Source organism: Lelliottia sp. GFLA7, from assembly GCF_056490165.1.
In genome coordinates this window covers 30,374-43,587 of the sequence record NZ_JBWLAQ010000013.1, presented here as the reverse complement: position 1 = coordinate 43,587, position 13,214 = coordinate 30,374, and the positions used below count along the sequence as shown (strand labels likewise).

Genomic DNA, 13,214 nt, shown 5'->3' with positions numbered 1-13,214 from the left:
GAGAGGGTGCTAACAGCAAAAACCGTCTCTGACGAGAAGCTAGTGACTGTTAACCTCGGAAACTGATTTCTTCGCCTGCCTGTTGCGTCGCCGCCTGTTCCAGCAAATCCCAGAACATCTCGCCGCTACGGTCGCAAATCCAGTCGTCCCCTTTCAGATTGAAATGGTAGCCGCCCTGTTTTGTCGCCAGCCACACCTGATGAAGCGGCTCCTGGCGATTAATAATAATTTTGCTGCCGTTCTCAAAGCTTAGTGTCAGCACGCCGCCGTTGATCTCACAATCAATATCGCTGTCGCCATCCCAGTCGTCCAGACGCGCTTCAATGGTCTGCCACAAGTTATCGGCAAGGCGATGAAATTCACTGTCATTCATGGTTTTGTTCCTGTTTTTCGTGATGGCGGGAGTATAACGCTAAATAAATCCCGTTGCAGGAAAGCGGCAAACTCTTGCTTTTGTGTCTTCTCCTGCGATGATAGAAACAGAAAGCATGAACTTACGGGCCACCACTAATGAAAAACGTTTTTCGAACGCTTGCCGTTCTTGTCACTCTGTTTAGCCTGACCGGCTGTGGACTGAAGGGACCGCTCTATTTCCCGCCTGCGGATAAATCCGCGCCACCGCCGACGAAACCGGTGAACAGTCAGATTGAGTCAACCACGCCTGTGAGCAACGATCGCGGCGATAACGGTGGCCCAAGCCAGGTCAATTACTGAGAACCAGTTTCGGTACCCGCGCAATGGAGTAGATGATGCAGTTCTCTAAAATGCATGGCCTTGGCAACGATTTTATGGTCGTCGACGCGGTAACGCAGAATGTCTTTTTCTCACCAGAGCTGATTCGCCGCCTGGCGGATCGGCATGTGGGCGTCGGTTTTGATCAACTGCTGGTGGTCGAACCGCCGTACGATCCGGATCTCGATTTTCACTATCGCATCTTTAATGCTGACGGCAGTGAAGTCTCGCAGTGCGGCAACGGCGCGCGCTGTTTCGCCCGCTTTGTGCGTCTGAAAGGCCTGACCAACAAGCGCGATATCTGCGTGAGCACGGCGAATGGCCGCATGATATTAAGCGTCACAGACGATGAGCTGGTGCGCGTGAACATGGGCGAGCCCAACTTTGAGCCATCAGCCGTACCGTTTCGCGCCATCAAAGCGGAAAAGACCTATATTATGCGCGCGTCCGAGCAGACAGTATTGTGCGGAGTCGTCTCGATGGGAAATCCCCACTGCGTGATTCAGGTTGATGATGTTGATACGGCCGCTGTGGAAATCCTCGGCCCCATCATGGAAAGCCACGAGCGCTTTCCGGAGCGGGCGAATATCGGATTTATGCAGGTGATGAAGCGTGAACACATCCGCCTGCGCGTCTACGAGCGCGGCGCGGGCGAAACGCGAGCCTGTGGCAGCGGCGCTTGTGCGGCCGTGGCTGTCGGTATATCGCAAGGTTTACTGGCAGAAGAGGTTCGCGTGGAATTGCCGGGCGGTCGTCTTGATATCGCCTGGAAAGGTCCGGGTCATCCGCTGTTTATGACTGGCCCGGCGGCACATGTTTATGACGGGTTTATCCATCTATGAAACAACCAGGGGAAGAACTGCAGGAAATAATGACGGAACTGGATGACCGGGCTGTTGTTGATTATCTGCTGCGCAATCCTGAGTTTTTTATCCGCAATGCACGCGTGGTTGAACAAATGCGCGTGCCGCATCCCGTGCGCGATACCGTGTCGCTGGTTGAATGGCACATGGCGCGCTCGCGTAAACACATCGATCAGCTTGAAGAAAACATGACGCTGCTGATGGAACAGGCCAGCAATAACGAAAGCCTGTTTTATCGTCTGCTGAATTTGCAGGCGCGGCTGGCGTCGGCGCACAGCCTGGAAGAGTTTCTCAGCCGTTTCCACCGCTGGGCGCGCGAAATAGGCCTGGCGGGAGCGACCATTCGTCTGTTCCCCGATCGCTGGCGCATCGGCGCGCCGTCCGGTTTTACCCATCTGGCCTTGAATCGTCAAACGTTTGAACCGCTGCGCATCCAGCGTCTTGGGCATGAGCATCACTATCTTGGGCCACTGAACGGACCTGAACTGCTGGTGGTACTGCCGGAAGCCAAAGCGATTGGCTCAGTGGCGATGTCGCTGATGGGGCGCGAAGGGGATCTGGGCGTAATGTTATTCACCAGCCGCGACGCGCACCACTACGAACAGGGGCAGGGCACGCATTTGCTGCAGGAAATCGCCCTAATGCTGCCTGAGCTGCTGGAGCGCTGGATTGAGCGCGTATGACGGACGCTCCTCTTAGCTCCTTCGTCGCGCGTTTTCTGCGTTATCTCGGCGTCGAACGCCAGCTCAGCCCGATTACGCTACTGAACTATCAGCGCCAGTTGGATGCGATCATGCAGCTGGCGGAAGAGATTGGCCTGAAAAGCTGGCCGCTTTGCGATGCCGCGACCGTGCGGGCCCTTGTTGTGCGCAGTCGCCGTAAAGGTCTGGGTCCGGCGAGCCTGGCGCTGCGTCTGTCGGCGTTGCGCAGTTTCTTCGACTGGCTGGTCAGCCAGGGCGAACTCAACGCCAATCCGGCAAAAGGTATTTCTACCCCCAAAGCCCCGCGTCATCTGCCGAAAAATATCGACGTTGATGATGTGAATCGCCTGCTCAATATCGACCTTAACGATCCGCTGGCAGTGCGCGATCGCGCCATGCTGGAAGTGATGTACGGTGCGGGATTGCGTCTGTCTGAACTGGTGAATTTAGATCTCAAACACCTCGATTTGGATACCGGCGAAGTGTGGGTAATGGGCAAAGGCAGCAAAGAGCGACGCTTGCCGATTGGCCGCAATGCGGTGGCCTGGATTGAACACTGGCTGGATCTGCGCGGGCTGTTTGGCGCAGAGGAAAACGCGCTGTTTCTCTCGAAGCTGGGGAAGCGAATTTCGGCGCGCAACGTGCAAAAACGGTTTGCCGAGTGGGGCATAAAGCAGGGGCTGAACAGCCATGTCCATCCGCACAAGCTGCGCCATTCTTTTGCGACGCATATGCTTGAATCCAGCGGTGACCTGCGCGGCGTGCAGGAGCTGTTAGGTCACGCCAATTTATCCACCACCCAGATCTATACCCATCTTGATTTTCAACATCTTGCGTCAGTTTATGACTCGGCGCATCCGCGCGCCAAACGGGGGAAATAATGCGTTTTTACCGCCCATTAGGTCAGATTTCTGCGCTGACTTTTGATCTTGATGACACGCTTTATGACAACCGTCAGGTCATTTTACGCACCGAACAGGAAGCGCTGGCGTTTGTACAAAATTATCATCCGTCCTTAAAAACCCTGCAAAACACCGATTTTCAGCGTTTGCGTCAGGCGCTGCGCGAGACGGAGCCAGACATTTATCACGACGTGACCGAATGGCGTCGTCGTGCGGTGGAACAAGCGATGAGCAATGCGGGTCTTACCGCAGCCGAAGCCGCGCTGGGCGCGGAAGCGTCAATGGCCAATTTTGCCAAATGGCGCAGCCGAATCGACGTGCCGCAAGAGACGCACGATACGCTGGCGAAGCTGGCCGAAAAATGGCCGCTGGTGGCGATCACCAACGGTAACGCCCAGCCGGAGCTGTTCGGGCTTGGCAACTATTTTACGTTTGTCTTCCGAGCGGGCCCGCATGGGCGTTCCAAACCGTTTAGCGATATGTATCATCTGGCGGCAGAAAAATTGGCGTTGCCGCTGGGCGAAATCCTGCACGTCGGCGACGATCTGACGACTGATGTCGCCGGGGCGATCCGCTGTGGCATGCAGGCCTGCTGGATCAAACCTGAAAACGCCGACCTGATGCAGACCGTCGACAGCCGCCTGTTGCCACACGTAGAAATTTCGCGGTTGGCATCCCTCACCACGCTGATATAATCACCAGCAGTATTGTATAAATCAACAGTATGTCCGGCAGATAAAACGCCGCCGGGCAGATGACTTCTGGCGGTGCCAATGGACGTTTCTTACCTGCTCGACAGCCTTAATGACAAACAACGTGAAGCGGTCGCCGCGACGCGGACCAATATGCTGGTGCTGGCAGGGGCGGGCAGTGGTAAGACGCGTGTTCTGGTTCACCGCATCGCGTGGTTGCAGAGCGTAGAAAACAGCTCGCCGTATTCCATTATGGCCGTGACGTTTACCAACAAAGCGGCGGCGGAAATGCGCCATCGTATTGCCCAGCTGATGGGCACCAGCCAGGGCGGCATGTGGGTGGGCACGTTCCACGGGCTGGCGCACCGACTGCTGCGTGCGCACCATATGGACGCTAATCTGCCACAGGATTTCCAGATCCTCGACAGCGAAGACCAGCTGCGTTTGCTGAAACGTCTGATCAAGGCGATGAACCTCGACGAGAAGCAATGGCCGCCGCGTCAGGCGATGTGGTACATCAACGGTCAAAAAGACGAAGGGCTGCGCCCGCACCATATTCAAAGCTTTGGCAATCCGGTTGAGCAAACCTGGCAGAAGGTTTATCAGGCTTATCAGGAAGCATGCGATCGCGCGGGTCTGGTGGATTTCGCCGAGTTGCTCCTGCGCGCGCATGAGCTGTGGCTGAACAAGCCGCATATTCTTCAGCATTATCGCGAACGCTTTACCAACATCCTCGTGGATGAATTCCAGGATACCAACAACATTCAGTACGCGTGGATCCGCATGCTGGCGGGTGACACCGGTAAAGTGATGATCGTGGGCGATGATGACCAGTCGATTTACGGCTGGCGTGGCGCACAGGTCGAAAACATTCAGCGCTTCCTCAATGATTTCCCTGGCGCAGAAACTATTCGTCTGGAGCAAAACTACCGCTCGACGAACAATATTCTGAGCGCCGCCAACGCCCTGATTGAAAACAACAACGGGCGACTGGGCAAAAAGCTGTGGACCGACGGCGTCGACGGCGAACCGATTTCAATCTACTGCGCGTTCAACGAGCTGGACGAAGCGCGTTTTGTGGTTAATCGCATCAAAACCTGGCAGGACAACGGCGGCGCGCTGGAAAAATGCGCCATTCTCTATCGCAGTAACGCCCAGTCGCGCGTTCTCGAAGAGGCGCTATTGCAGGTCAGCATGCCGTACCGCATCTATGGCGGCATGCGCTTCTTCGAACGCCAGGAAATCAAAGACGCGCTGTCGTATCTGCGCCTGATTGCTAACCGTAACGACGATGCGGCGTTTGAGCGTGTCGTGAATACCCCAACGCGCGGAATCGGCGATCGCACCCTGGACGTGGTGCGTCAGGCTGCTCGTGAGCGCCAGCTCACGCTGTGGCAATCGTGCCGTGAGCTATTGCAGGAAAAAGCCTTGGCCGGGCGCGCAGCAAGCGCGTTACAGCGCTTTATTGAACTGATTGACGCCCTGGCACAAGAAACCGCCGATATGCCGCTGCACGTTCAGACGGACCGTGTGGTGAAGGATTCGGGCCTGCGTATGATGTATGAGCAGGAAAAGGGCGAAAAGGGCCAGACGCGTATCGAGAACTTAGAGGAACTGGTGACGGCAACGCGTCAGTTCAGCTACAACGAAGAAGACGAAGATTTGATGCCGCTGCAGGCATTCCTCTCCCACGCGGCGCTGGAAGCGGGCGAAGGGCAGGCGGATACCTGGCAGGATGCGGTTCAACTGATGACGCTGCACTCCGCCAAAGGGCTGGAGTTCCCGCAAGTGTTTATTGTCGGGATGGAAGAGGGGATGTTCCCGAGCCAGATGTCGCTGGATGAAGGCGGACGTCTGGAAGAGGAGCGTCGTCTGGCCTATGTGGGCGTGACGCGTGCGATGGAGAAGCTGACGCTGACCTACGCTGAAACGCGTCGTCTGTATGGCAAAGAGGTCTATCACCGTCCGTCTCGCTTTATCGGCGAACTGCCGGAAGCCTGCGTCGAAGAGGTGCGCCTGCGCGCCAGCATCAGCCGTCCGGTTAACCATCAGCGGATGGGAACGCCAATCTCGGAAAACGACACCGGCTACAAGCTGGGCCAGCGCGTCCGCCATTCGAAATTTGGCGAAGGAACCATCGTGAATCTGGAAGGGAGCGGCGAGCACAGTCGCCTGCAGGTGGCGTTCCAGGGACAGGGTATCAAATGGCTGGTCGCCGCTTATGCGCGTCTGGAAAATGTGTAACTTTCAGAAAAATATCATTATTTTGTAATAATCTGCTAGCCTTAATAGCTGGCGGCTATTAAATGCCCTTCAGCGTTCCGCTGCGTGTTGACGCCACTATTACAGCTGGCGTAACATGCGCGCACGATTACGCTAAGAGGACATTCGCCTTGGACACACCCAGTACATACTGGCTCAATTCCCTGTCATCCAGGAACAACTCCTAAGGCTATCTCCTCTTGCTGATGGCCTTAGTGGTTGTCAGCGATCTGTTTTTTCCCGTCGCGCTGAGTCAGGCTGTTTAATGGTCTGAAACCCTTATTGTTTCTGTGTGCCCACCGAACTGTCCGATATTTTTTGCATTGGGAGTCCCGGTCATGTTGAGCGCATTTCAACTCGAAAAAAACCGACTGATTCGGCTTGAAGCTGAAGAGTCACAGCCCCTCATTGATGCCGTATGGGTGGATCTGGTCGAGCCGGACGACGATGAACGCTTGCGCGTACAATCAGAACTCGGACAAAGCCTGGCAACCCGTCCTGAACTGGAAGATATCGAAGCATCCGCGCGTTTTTTTGAAGACGAAGACGGCCTGCATATTCACTCCTTTTTCTTTTATGAAGATGCGGACGACCACGCCGGTAACTCCACCGTGGCATTTACCATTCGCGATGGCCGCCTGTTCACCTTACGTGAGCGCGAACTACCGGCATTTCGGCTCTACCGCATGCGCGCCCGTAGCCAGGCGATGGTCGATGGCAACGCCTACGAGCTGCTGCTCGATCTGTTCGAAACCAAAATTGAACAGCTGGCGGATGAAATCGAAAACATCTACAGCGATCTGGAAAAGCTGAGCCGCGTGATCATGGAAGGCCATCAGGGCGATGAATATGACGAAGCGCTCTCGACGCTGGCGGAGCAGGAAGATATCGGCTGGAAAGTGCGTTTGTGTCTGATGGATACCCAGCGCGCGTTGAACTTCCTGGTGCGTAAAGCGCGTTTACCGAGTGGTCAGCTTGAGCAGGCGCGTGAAATTTTGCGCGATATCGAATCCCTGTTGCCACACAACGAATCCCTGTTCCAGAAGGTGAACTTCCTGATGCAGGCGGCGATGGGCTTTATCAACATCGAGCAGAACCGCATCATCAAAATCTTCTCGGTGGTCTCCGTGGTGTTCCTGCCGCCAACGCTGGTGGCATCCAGCTACGGGATGAACTTTGAGTTTATGCCGGAACTGAAGTGGAGCTTTGGCTACCCTGGCGCGATTATCTTTATGCTGCTTGCCGGGCTGGCGCCGTATCTGTACTTCAAGCGCCGCAACTGGCTTTAATGCAGATGCCCTCTCCCGAGCTGGAGAGGGCTAAACCCTACAATCCTTTCTTCACTCTGCGCTGGGTATAAAGCGCATCGGCAACGAATACCGCCAACGCCACCCAGATGAACGCAAACGTCACCATTTTATCGGCCCCCGGCACTTCCCCGTAGAACATCACCGCCAGCAGGAACATCAGCGTTGGGCCGATATACTGGAAGAAGCCTAGCGTGGACAGGCGCAAACGCGTCGCCGCGCCGGTAAAGCACAGCAGCGGAATGGTGGTGACCACCCCGGCGGCGATCAGCATCAAATTCAGCGACCACGGATTGCTGCCCATATGGCTGGTGCTGCTGTCGGCAATGCCGAACAGGTAAATCGCTGCCAGCGGGAGCAACCACAGGGTTTCGAATAGCATCCCGGTTTGCGCTTCGACGGCGATTTTTTTCCGCACCAGACCATAAAACGCAAAGCTAAACGCCAGGCCCAACGCGATGACCGGCAGCGAGCCAAACGTCCAGAGCTGAACCAGCACGCCGCACAGCGCCAGAAGTACTGCCACCCACTGCATGCGGCGGAAACGTTCGCCGAGGAACAGCATCCCCAATACGATATTGACCAGCGGGTTGATAAAGTAACCGAGGCTGGCTTCGAGCATGTGATGGTTGTTAACCGCCCAGATAAACAGCAGCCAGTTTCCGCCAATCAGCACCGCTGAAAGGGCGAGCAGAAAAATTTTCTTCGGCGTTTGTAGCAGCTTTTTCACGCCTGACCACTGACGGCTGACGCTCATCAGCGCCACCATAAAGAAAAATGACCAGATTACGCGGTGGGTAAGGATTTCGTCGGCTGGTACGTAGTAAATCAGCTTGAAGTAGGCGGGTGCGATACCCCAAATAAAATAAGCGGCAAGAGCGAGTAAAACGCCCTGCCGCGTCTGTTTAGCATCCATCGGTAAAATCCGTGACAAGAAAGTGAAGTAATTTTACCCGATTTTGCCGCCTCAACCCACCATATAAGTGGCCGTTGCGCTGGCGATGTAAACTTGCTCTTCATTGTGCAATTCGACGCGGGCGACGGCGACTTTATTGCCTGCGCGCAGCAAACTGCTGGTGGCGGTGAAGCGATTGCCACGGCCTGGGCGTAAATAGTCTACGCGTAAATCGATGGTGCCCATCCTTGATAAGCGCTGACGCAACTCATCTTCGTTGATGGTGTCGTGACGCGCCAGCGTACTGCCCACGCAAACTAGCCCTGCGGCGACATCCAGCGCGGAGGCGATCACGCCGCCATGCAAAATACTTTGCGCCCAGTTGCCGACCATCATCGGCTGATTGTTGAAACTGAGTTGGGCAAACCCTTTCTCGTAACGATCCAGTTCAAGCCCGAGCGCACGGTTAAAAGGCATATGGTAAACAAAAATCTCGCCCACAAGTTTCAAAGCGTCTTCAGCGGTAAGCGTGGCTGACATCAGAAATCACATCCTTATTGTTAATGAGATGTTGATTTTATGCTTCTGACATACGAATTTCCACTTTCGGAAACGAGAGGGAGACGTAAACGAAGAAATAGGTAAAATGAGCTGCTCATAATATTCACAAAATTTTATTTCGCAGGAGAGCACCACCGATGCGGACGTATCTGGGTTGGTTACTGGCGGCGATTGCGCTGCCCTTTACGGCATTTGCGCAGGAAGCCACGATTAAGGAAGTTCATGATAAGCCCGCCGTTCACGGCAGCATTATTGCGAACCTTCTTCAGGAGCATGACAATCCGTTCACGCTTTACCCGTATGACACTAACTATCTGATTTACACCCAAACCAGCGACATCAATAAAGAGGCTATTAGCTCTTACAGTTGGTCAGATAACGCGCGCAAAGACGAAGTTAAATTCCAGCTCAGCCTGGCGTTTCCGCTCTGGCGCGGTATTTTAGGGCCGAGTTCAGTGCTGGGCGCGTCCTACACGCAGAAATCCTGGTGGCAGCTGTCTAACAGCGGTGAGTCTTCCCCCTTCCGCGAAACCAACTACGAGCCGCAGCTGTTCCTCGGCTTTGCAACGGATGACGAGTTTGCTGGCTGGACCTTACGCGACGTCGAATTTGGTTATAACCACGATTCGAATGGCCGCGCCGACCCCACTTCCCGCAGCTGGAACCGTCTCTATACGCGTTTGATGGCGCAAAACGGTAACTGGATGGTGGAAGTTAAGCCGTGGTACGTGCTGGGAAGCACCGACGATAATCCAGATATCACCAAGTACATGGGCTACTATCAACTTAAAGTGGGCTATCAGCTGGGTGATGCGGTACTGAGTGCGAAGGGGCAATATAACTGGAACACCGGCTATGGCGGCGCGGAACTGGGCCTGAGCTATCCGGTGACCAAGCATATGCGCATCTACACGCAGGTTTACAGCGGTTACGGTGAATCGCTCATCGACTATAACTTCAACCAGACCCGCGTGGGTGTGGGCGTGATGCTGAACGATCTTTTCTAAGCTCAAGAATGTTTTTGCGTTAAACGTTGAAGTTTCTCTCTCAGGCGCTGAAAATAGCGCCTGTTTTATTTCTGGCAAATGGGGTTAACGTGGCGCAGGCGGAAGTTTTGAATCAGGAATCGCTGGCTAAACAGGTTTTACAAGAAACCTTTGGCTATCAGCAATTCCGCCCTGGCCAGGAAACCATCATTGAAACCGTGCTGGAAGGCCGCGATTGTCTGGTGGTTATGCCGACCGGCGGCGGAAAATCGCTGTGCTATCAGGTGCCGGCGCTGGTGCTGAACGGCCTGACGGTCGTGGTTTCACCGCTAATCTCATTGATGAAAGATCAGGTGGACCAGCTGCTGGCGAACGGTGTTGCCGCCGCCTGTATCAACTCCACGCAAACCCGCGAACAGCAGCAGGACGTGATGGCGGGTTGCCGTACCGGACAAATTCGCCTGCTGTATATCGCGCCGGAACGCCTGATGCTGGATAACTTCCTTGAGCATTTAGCGCACTGGAATCCGGTGCTGCTGGCGGTGGATGAAGCGCACTGTATTTCGCAGTGGGGACACGATTTCCGCCCGGAATATGCCGCGCTCGGTCAGCTTCGTCAGCGCTTCCCGGCGCTGCCGTTTATGGCGCTTACCGCCACGGCTGATGACACGACCCGTCAGGATATCGTCCGTCTTCTTGGACTTAACGACCCGTTTATCCAGGTTAGTAGCTTTGACCGCCCCAACATCCGCTACATGCTGATGGAAAAATTCAAGCCGCTGGATCAGCTCTTGCGTTATGTGCAGGAGCAGCGCGGCAAATCGGGCATCATTTACTGCAACAGCCGCGCGAAAGTGGAAGATACCGCCGCGCGTTTGCAAACCCGTGGATTTAGCGCTGCGGCCTATCATGCCGGATTAGAAAATCACATTCGTGCCGACGTGCAGGAGAAATTCCAGCGCGACGACCTGCAAATTGTTGTCGCCACCGTCGCCTTCGGAATGGGCATCAATAAGCCCAACGTGCGCTTTGTGGTGCATTTCGACATCCCGCGCAATATCGAATCCTACTATCAGGAAACGGGTCGTGCTGGGCGTGACGGCCTGCCTGCGGAAGCGATGCTGTTTTACGATCCGGCTGATATGGCCTGGCTGCGTCGCTGTCTTGAAGAGAAACCGCAAGGGCAGATGCTGGATATCGAGCGTCACAAGCTCAACGCGATGGGTGCGTTTGCCGAAGCGCAAACCTGCCGCCGTCTGGTGCTGCTCAACTACTTTGGCGAAGGACGTCAGGAGCCGTGCGGTAACTGCGATGTCTGCCTCGATCCGCCGAAGCAGTACGATGGCTTAATGGATGCACGTAAGGCGCTGTCGACTATCGGGCGCGTCAATCAGCGCTTCGGGATGGGCTATGTGGTGGAAGTCCTGCGCGGGGCGAACAACCAGCGTATCCGCGAAATGGGCCACGATAAATTGCCTGTCTATGGCATCGGCAAAGAGCAAAGCCACGAGCACTGGGTGAGCATTATTCGCCAACTGATTCACCTGGGTTTCGCGACACAGAATATTGCCCAGCACTCTGCGCTTCAGCTGACCGAAGCCGCACGTCCGGTGCTGCGCGGTGAAATTGAGCTACAGCTCGCCGTGCCGCGCGTTATCGCCCTGAAACCACGCGTGATGCAGAAATCCTACGGCGGAAACTACGACCGCAAGCTGTTCGCCAAACTGCGCAAGCTGCGTAAAGCCATTGCCGATGAAGAGAACATTCCGCCGTATGTGGTGTTCAACGATGCAACGCTTATCGAAATGGCCGAGCAGATGCCGCTCAGCGCCAGCGAAATGCTCAGCGTCAACGGTGTCGGTACGCGCAAACTCGAGCGCTTTGGTAAAGAGTTTATGGCGCTGATTCGTTCACATGCCGACGGTGATGATGAGGAGTAGTCAGACCGGCGAAAAAGTGCCAGGATGATTGCTCTGTGAATTATTTCCCCGCGAGTTAACTATGTTAATGCTTTTTCTCACCGTGGCATTGGTGCATATCGTTGCGCTGATGAGCCCTGGCCCAGACTTTTTCTTCGTATCCCAGACCGCCGTCAGCCGTTCCCGCAAAGAAGCGATGATGGGTGTGCTCGGCATCACCATGGGCGTAATGGTGTGGGCCGCTGTCGCGCTGCTTGGCCTGAATCTGATCCTCGCCAAAATGGCCTGGCTGCATAACATCATTATGGTCGGCGGCGGATTGTACCTGTGCTGGATGGGTTATCAGATGCTGCGCGGGGCGCTGAAAAAAGAAGAGAAAGTGGCGGACGAACCTCATGTCGAACTGGCAACCGGTGGCCGCAGCTTTTTGAAAGGTCTGCTGACCAATCTGGCGAACCCGAAAGCGATTATCTATTTTGGCTCCGTCTTCTCCCTGTTTGTCGGTGATGACGTGGGCGCAGGCGCGCGTTGGGGGATTTTCCTGCTGATCGTGGTGGAAACGTTCGCCTGGTTTACCGTGGTGGCAAGTCTGTTCGCGCTCCCGTCAATGCGACGTGGCTATCAGCGTCTGGCAAAATGGATCGACGGCTTTGCCGGCGCACTGTTCGCCGGCTTTGGCATCCATCTCATCATCTCTCGCTAAGCATGACGCGCTGACGCAAGCAGCGCGCCAATCAGCATAAACAGCGATCCAAAGACTTTATTCAGGGCCTTCATCTGCTTAGGCCCTTTAATCCATCCCGCAATCCGCTGCGCCAGCGTCGCGTAGCCAATCATCACGATGATATCGACAATAATCGTCGTCGCGCCGAGCACGATGTACTGCATCACCTGCGGCTGATGCGGGACGATAAACTGCGGGAACAGCGCGGCCAAAAAGACGATGCTTTTCGGGTTGGTCAGATTGACGAACACGGCGCGTTTGAACAGTCGCCCACGGGTTTGCGTATTCGCCAGCGTGTTCAGGTCAATTGAACCCGCCGCGCGCCATTGCTGGATGCCCAGCCAAATCAGATACGCCGCGCCCGCCCATTTCAGTACTTCAAAGGCCAGAATCGATTGCGAGAAGAGCGTGCCCAAACCGATGCCGACCAGCACGATGTGGATCCCCAAGCCCGTCTGCAAACCGGCGATTGACGCCGCTGCGCCGCGATAACCGTGGCTAATGGAGGTGGTCATGGTATTGATTGCGCCAGAACCCGGTGAAAGGCTCAGGATAATGGATGTCAGCAGGTAAGCGAACCACCACTCGAAGGTCATTTGAAACTCCCGAATCGTCTATTTTTATGCCACAATACGCTATTGTTAGCGCATTTTGTGATGCGTCACGAAAA

At 55.2% G+C, this 13,214-nt stretch carries 15 protein-coding genes; 11 read left to right on the top strand and 4 right to left on the bottom strand.

Features of this window, described 5'->3' with window-relative positions:
* Positions 1 to 49: 49 nt before the first annotated feature.
* Positions 50 to 373, bottom strand: a complete 324-nt coding sequence (cyaY, locus tag AC07RN_RS20380) for an iron donor protein CyaY (RefSeq protein ID WP_015960945.1) — start codon at positions 371 to 373, stop codon at positions 50 to 52.
* A gap of 137 nt (positions 374 to 510) precedes the next feature.
* Here cyaY and lptM point away from each other — a divergent pair, with 137 nt between their 5' ends.
* From lptM to corA, 8 genes are all read left to right on the top strand, one after another.
* Complete coding sequence (gene lptM / locus AC07RN_RS20375) at positions 511 to 714, top strand: LPS translocon maturation chaperone LptM (RefSeq protein WP_015960944.1); 204 nt, start codon at positions 511 to 513, stop codon at positions 712 to 714.
* Between the two features lie 35 nt (positions 715 to 749).
* Positions 750 to 1,574: a diaminopimelate epimerase gene (gene dapF, locus AC07RN_RS20370; RefSeq protein WP_015960943.1), complete on the top strand. Its 825-nt coding sequence runs from the start codon at positions 750 to 752 to the stop codon at positions 1,572 to 1,574.
* Positions 1,571 to 2,278, top strand: coding sequence for a DUF484 domain-containing protein (locus AC07RN_RS20365; RefSeq protein ID WP_015960942.1), 708 nt, complete (start codon positions 1,571 to 1,573; stop codon positions 2,276 to 2,278). The genes dapF and AC07RN_RS20365 overlap by 4 nt, the downstream gene beginning before the upstream one ends.
* Positions 2,275 to 3,177 carry a tyrosine recombinase XerC gene (gene xerC / locus AC07RN_RS20360; RefSeq protein ID WP_478337158.1) on the top strand — a complete coding sequence of 301 codons (903 nt, stop codon included), beginning with the start codon at positions 2,275 to 2,277 and terminating at the stop codon, positions 3,175 to 3,177. The genes AC07RN_RS20365 and xerC overlap by 4 nt, the downstream gene beginning before the upstream one ends.
* Complete coding sequence (gene yigB, locus AC07RN_RS20355) at positions 3,177 to 3,893, top strand: 5-amino-6-(5-phospho-D-ribitylamino)uracil phosphatase YigB (RefSeq protein WP_478337157.1); 717 nt, start codon at positions 3,177 to 3,179, stop codon at positions 3,891 to 3,893. The genes xerC and yigB overlap by 1 nt, the downstream gene beginning before the upstream one ends.
* A 78-nt stretch (positions 3,894 to 3,971) precedes the next feature.
* Entirely contained in the window at positions 3,972 to 6,134 is a 2,163-nt protein-coding gene (gene uvrD, locus AC07RN_RS20350) for a DNA helicase II (RefSeq protein WP_015960939.1), read from the top strand.
* A gap of 62 nt (positions 6,135 to 6,196) precedes the next feature.
* Entirely contained in the window at positions 6,197 to 6,340 is a 144-nt protein-coding gene (gene ysgD / locus AC07RN_RS20345) for a YsgD/CorL family protein (RefSeq protein WP_353647195.1), read from the top strand.
* 150 nt (positions 6,341 to 6,490) lie between these two features.
* Positions 6,491 to 7,441, top strand: a complete 951-nt coding sequence (gene corA, locus AC07RN_RS20340) for a magnesium/cobalt transporter CorA (RefSeq protein ID WP_015960938.1) — start codon at positions 6,491 to 6,493, stop codon at positions 7,439 to 7,441.
* A 37-nt stretch (positions 7,442 to 7,478) separates the two neighbouring features.
* On the opposite strand, the gene rarD is transcribed toward corA, so the two are convergent.
* Positions 7,479 to 8,375 carry an EamA family transporter RarD gene (gene rarD, locus AC07RN_RS20335; RefSeq protein ID WP_015960937.1) on the bottom strand — a complete coding sequence of 299 codons (897 nt, stop codon included), beginning with the start codon at positions 8,373 to 8,375 and terminating at the stop codon, positions 7,479 to 7,481.
* A 51-nt stretch (positions 8,376 to 8,426) separates the two neighbouring features.
* On the bottom strand, positions 8,427 to 8,894 hold the full coding sequence (yigI, locus tag AC07RN_RS20330; RefSeq protein WP_015960936.1) for an acyl-CoA thioesterase YigI: 468 nt from the start codon (positions 8,892 to 8,894) through the stop codon (positions 8,427 to 8,429).
* 158 nt (positions 8,895 to 9,052) lie between these two features.
* Here yigI and pldA point away from each other — a divergent pair, with 158 nt between their 5' ends.
* From pldA to rhtC, 3 genes are all read left to right on the top strand, one after another.
* Entirely contained in the window at positions 9,053 to 9,922 is an 870-nt protein-coding gene (pldA, locus tag AC07RN_RS20325) for a phospholipase A (protein WP_015960935.1), read from the top strand.
* An 89-nt stretch (positions 9,923 to 10,011) separates the two neighbouring features.
* Entirely contained in the window at positions 10,012 to 11,841 is a 1,830-nt protein-coding gene (recQ, locus tag AC07RN_RS20320) for an ATP-dependent DNA helicase RecQ (protein ID WP_235134292.1), read from the top strand.
* Between the two features lie 61 nt (positions 11,842 to 11,902).
* Positions 11,903 to 12,523 carry a threonine export protein RhtC gene (gene rhtC / locus AC07RN_RS20315; RefSeq protein WP_133632658.1) on the top strand — a complete coding sequence of 207 codons (621 nt, stop codon included), beginning with the start codon at positions 11,903 to 11,905 and terminating at the stop codon, positions 12,521 to 12,523.
* On the opposite strand, the gene rhtB is transcribed toward rhtC, so the two are convergent.
* Positions 12,520 to 13,140, bottom strand: coding sequence for a homoserine/homoserine lactone efflux protein (gene rhtB, locus AC07RN_RS20310; protein WP_235134290.1), 621 nt, complete (start codon positions 13,138 to 13,140; stop codon positions 12,520 to 12,522). The two genes, rhtC and rhtB, sit on opposite strands and share 4 nt — an antisense overlap.
* Positions 13,141 to 13,214 lie beyond the last annotated feature (74 nt).

Excerpts from the sequence above, each read along its gene's own strand:
- cyaY (WP_015960945.1), bottom strand. The coding sequence starts at position 373 with ATGAATGACAGTGAATTTCATCGCCTTGCCGATAACTTGTGGCAGACC.
- lptM (WP_015960944.1), top strand. The coding sequence starts at position 511 with ATGAAAAACGTTTTTCGAACGCTTGCCGTTCTTGTCACTCTGTTTAGC.
- dapF (WP_015960943.1), top strand. The coding sequence starts at position 750 with ATGCAGTTCTCTAAAATGCATGGCCTTGGCAACGATTTTATGGTCGTC.
- AC07RN_RS20365 (WP_015960942.1), top strand. The coding sequence starts at position 1,571 with ATGAAACAACCAGGGGAAGAACTGCAGGAAATAATGACGGAACTGGAT.
- xerC (WP_478337158.1), top strand. The coding sequence starts at position 2,275 with ATGACGGACGCTCCTCTTAGCTCCTTCGTCGCGCGTTTTCTGCGTTAT.
- yigB (WP_478337157.1), top strand. The coding sequence starts at position 3,177 with ATGCGTTTTTACCGCCCATTAGGTCAGATTTCTGCGCTGACTTTTGAT.
- uvrD (WP_015960939.1), top strand. The coding sequence starts at position 3,972 with ATGGACGTTTCTTACCTGCTCGACAGCCTTAATGACAAACAACGTGAA.
- ysgD (WP_353647195.1), top strand. The coding sequence starts at position 6,197 with ATGCCCTTCAGCGTTCCGCTGCGTGTTGACGCCACTATTACAGCTGGC.
- corA (WP_015960938.1), top strand. The coding sequence starts at position 6,491 with ATGTTGAGCGCATTTCAACTCGAAAAAAACCGACTGATTCGGCTTGAA.
- rarD (WP_015960937.1), bottom strand. The coding sequence starts at position 8,375 with ATGGATGCTAAACAGACGCGGCAGGGCGTTTTACTCGCTCTTGCCGCT.
- yigI (WP_015960936.1), bottom strand. The coding sequence starts at position 8,894 with ATGTCAGCCACGCTTACCGCTGAAGACGCTTTGAAACTTGTGGGCGAG.
- pldA (WP_015960935.1), top strand. The coding sequence starts at position 9,053 with ATGCGGACGTATCTGGGTTGGTTACTGGCGGCGATTGCGCTGCCCTTT.
- rhtC (WP_133632658.1), top strand. The coding sequence starts at position 11,903 with ATGTTAATGCTTTTTCTCACCGTGGCATTGGTGCATATCGTTGCGCTG.
- rhtB (WP_235134290.1), bottom strand. The coding sequence starts at position 13,140 with ATGACCTTCGAGTGGTGGTTCGCTTACCTGCTGACATCCATTATCCTG.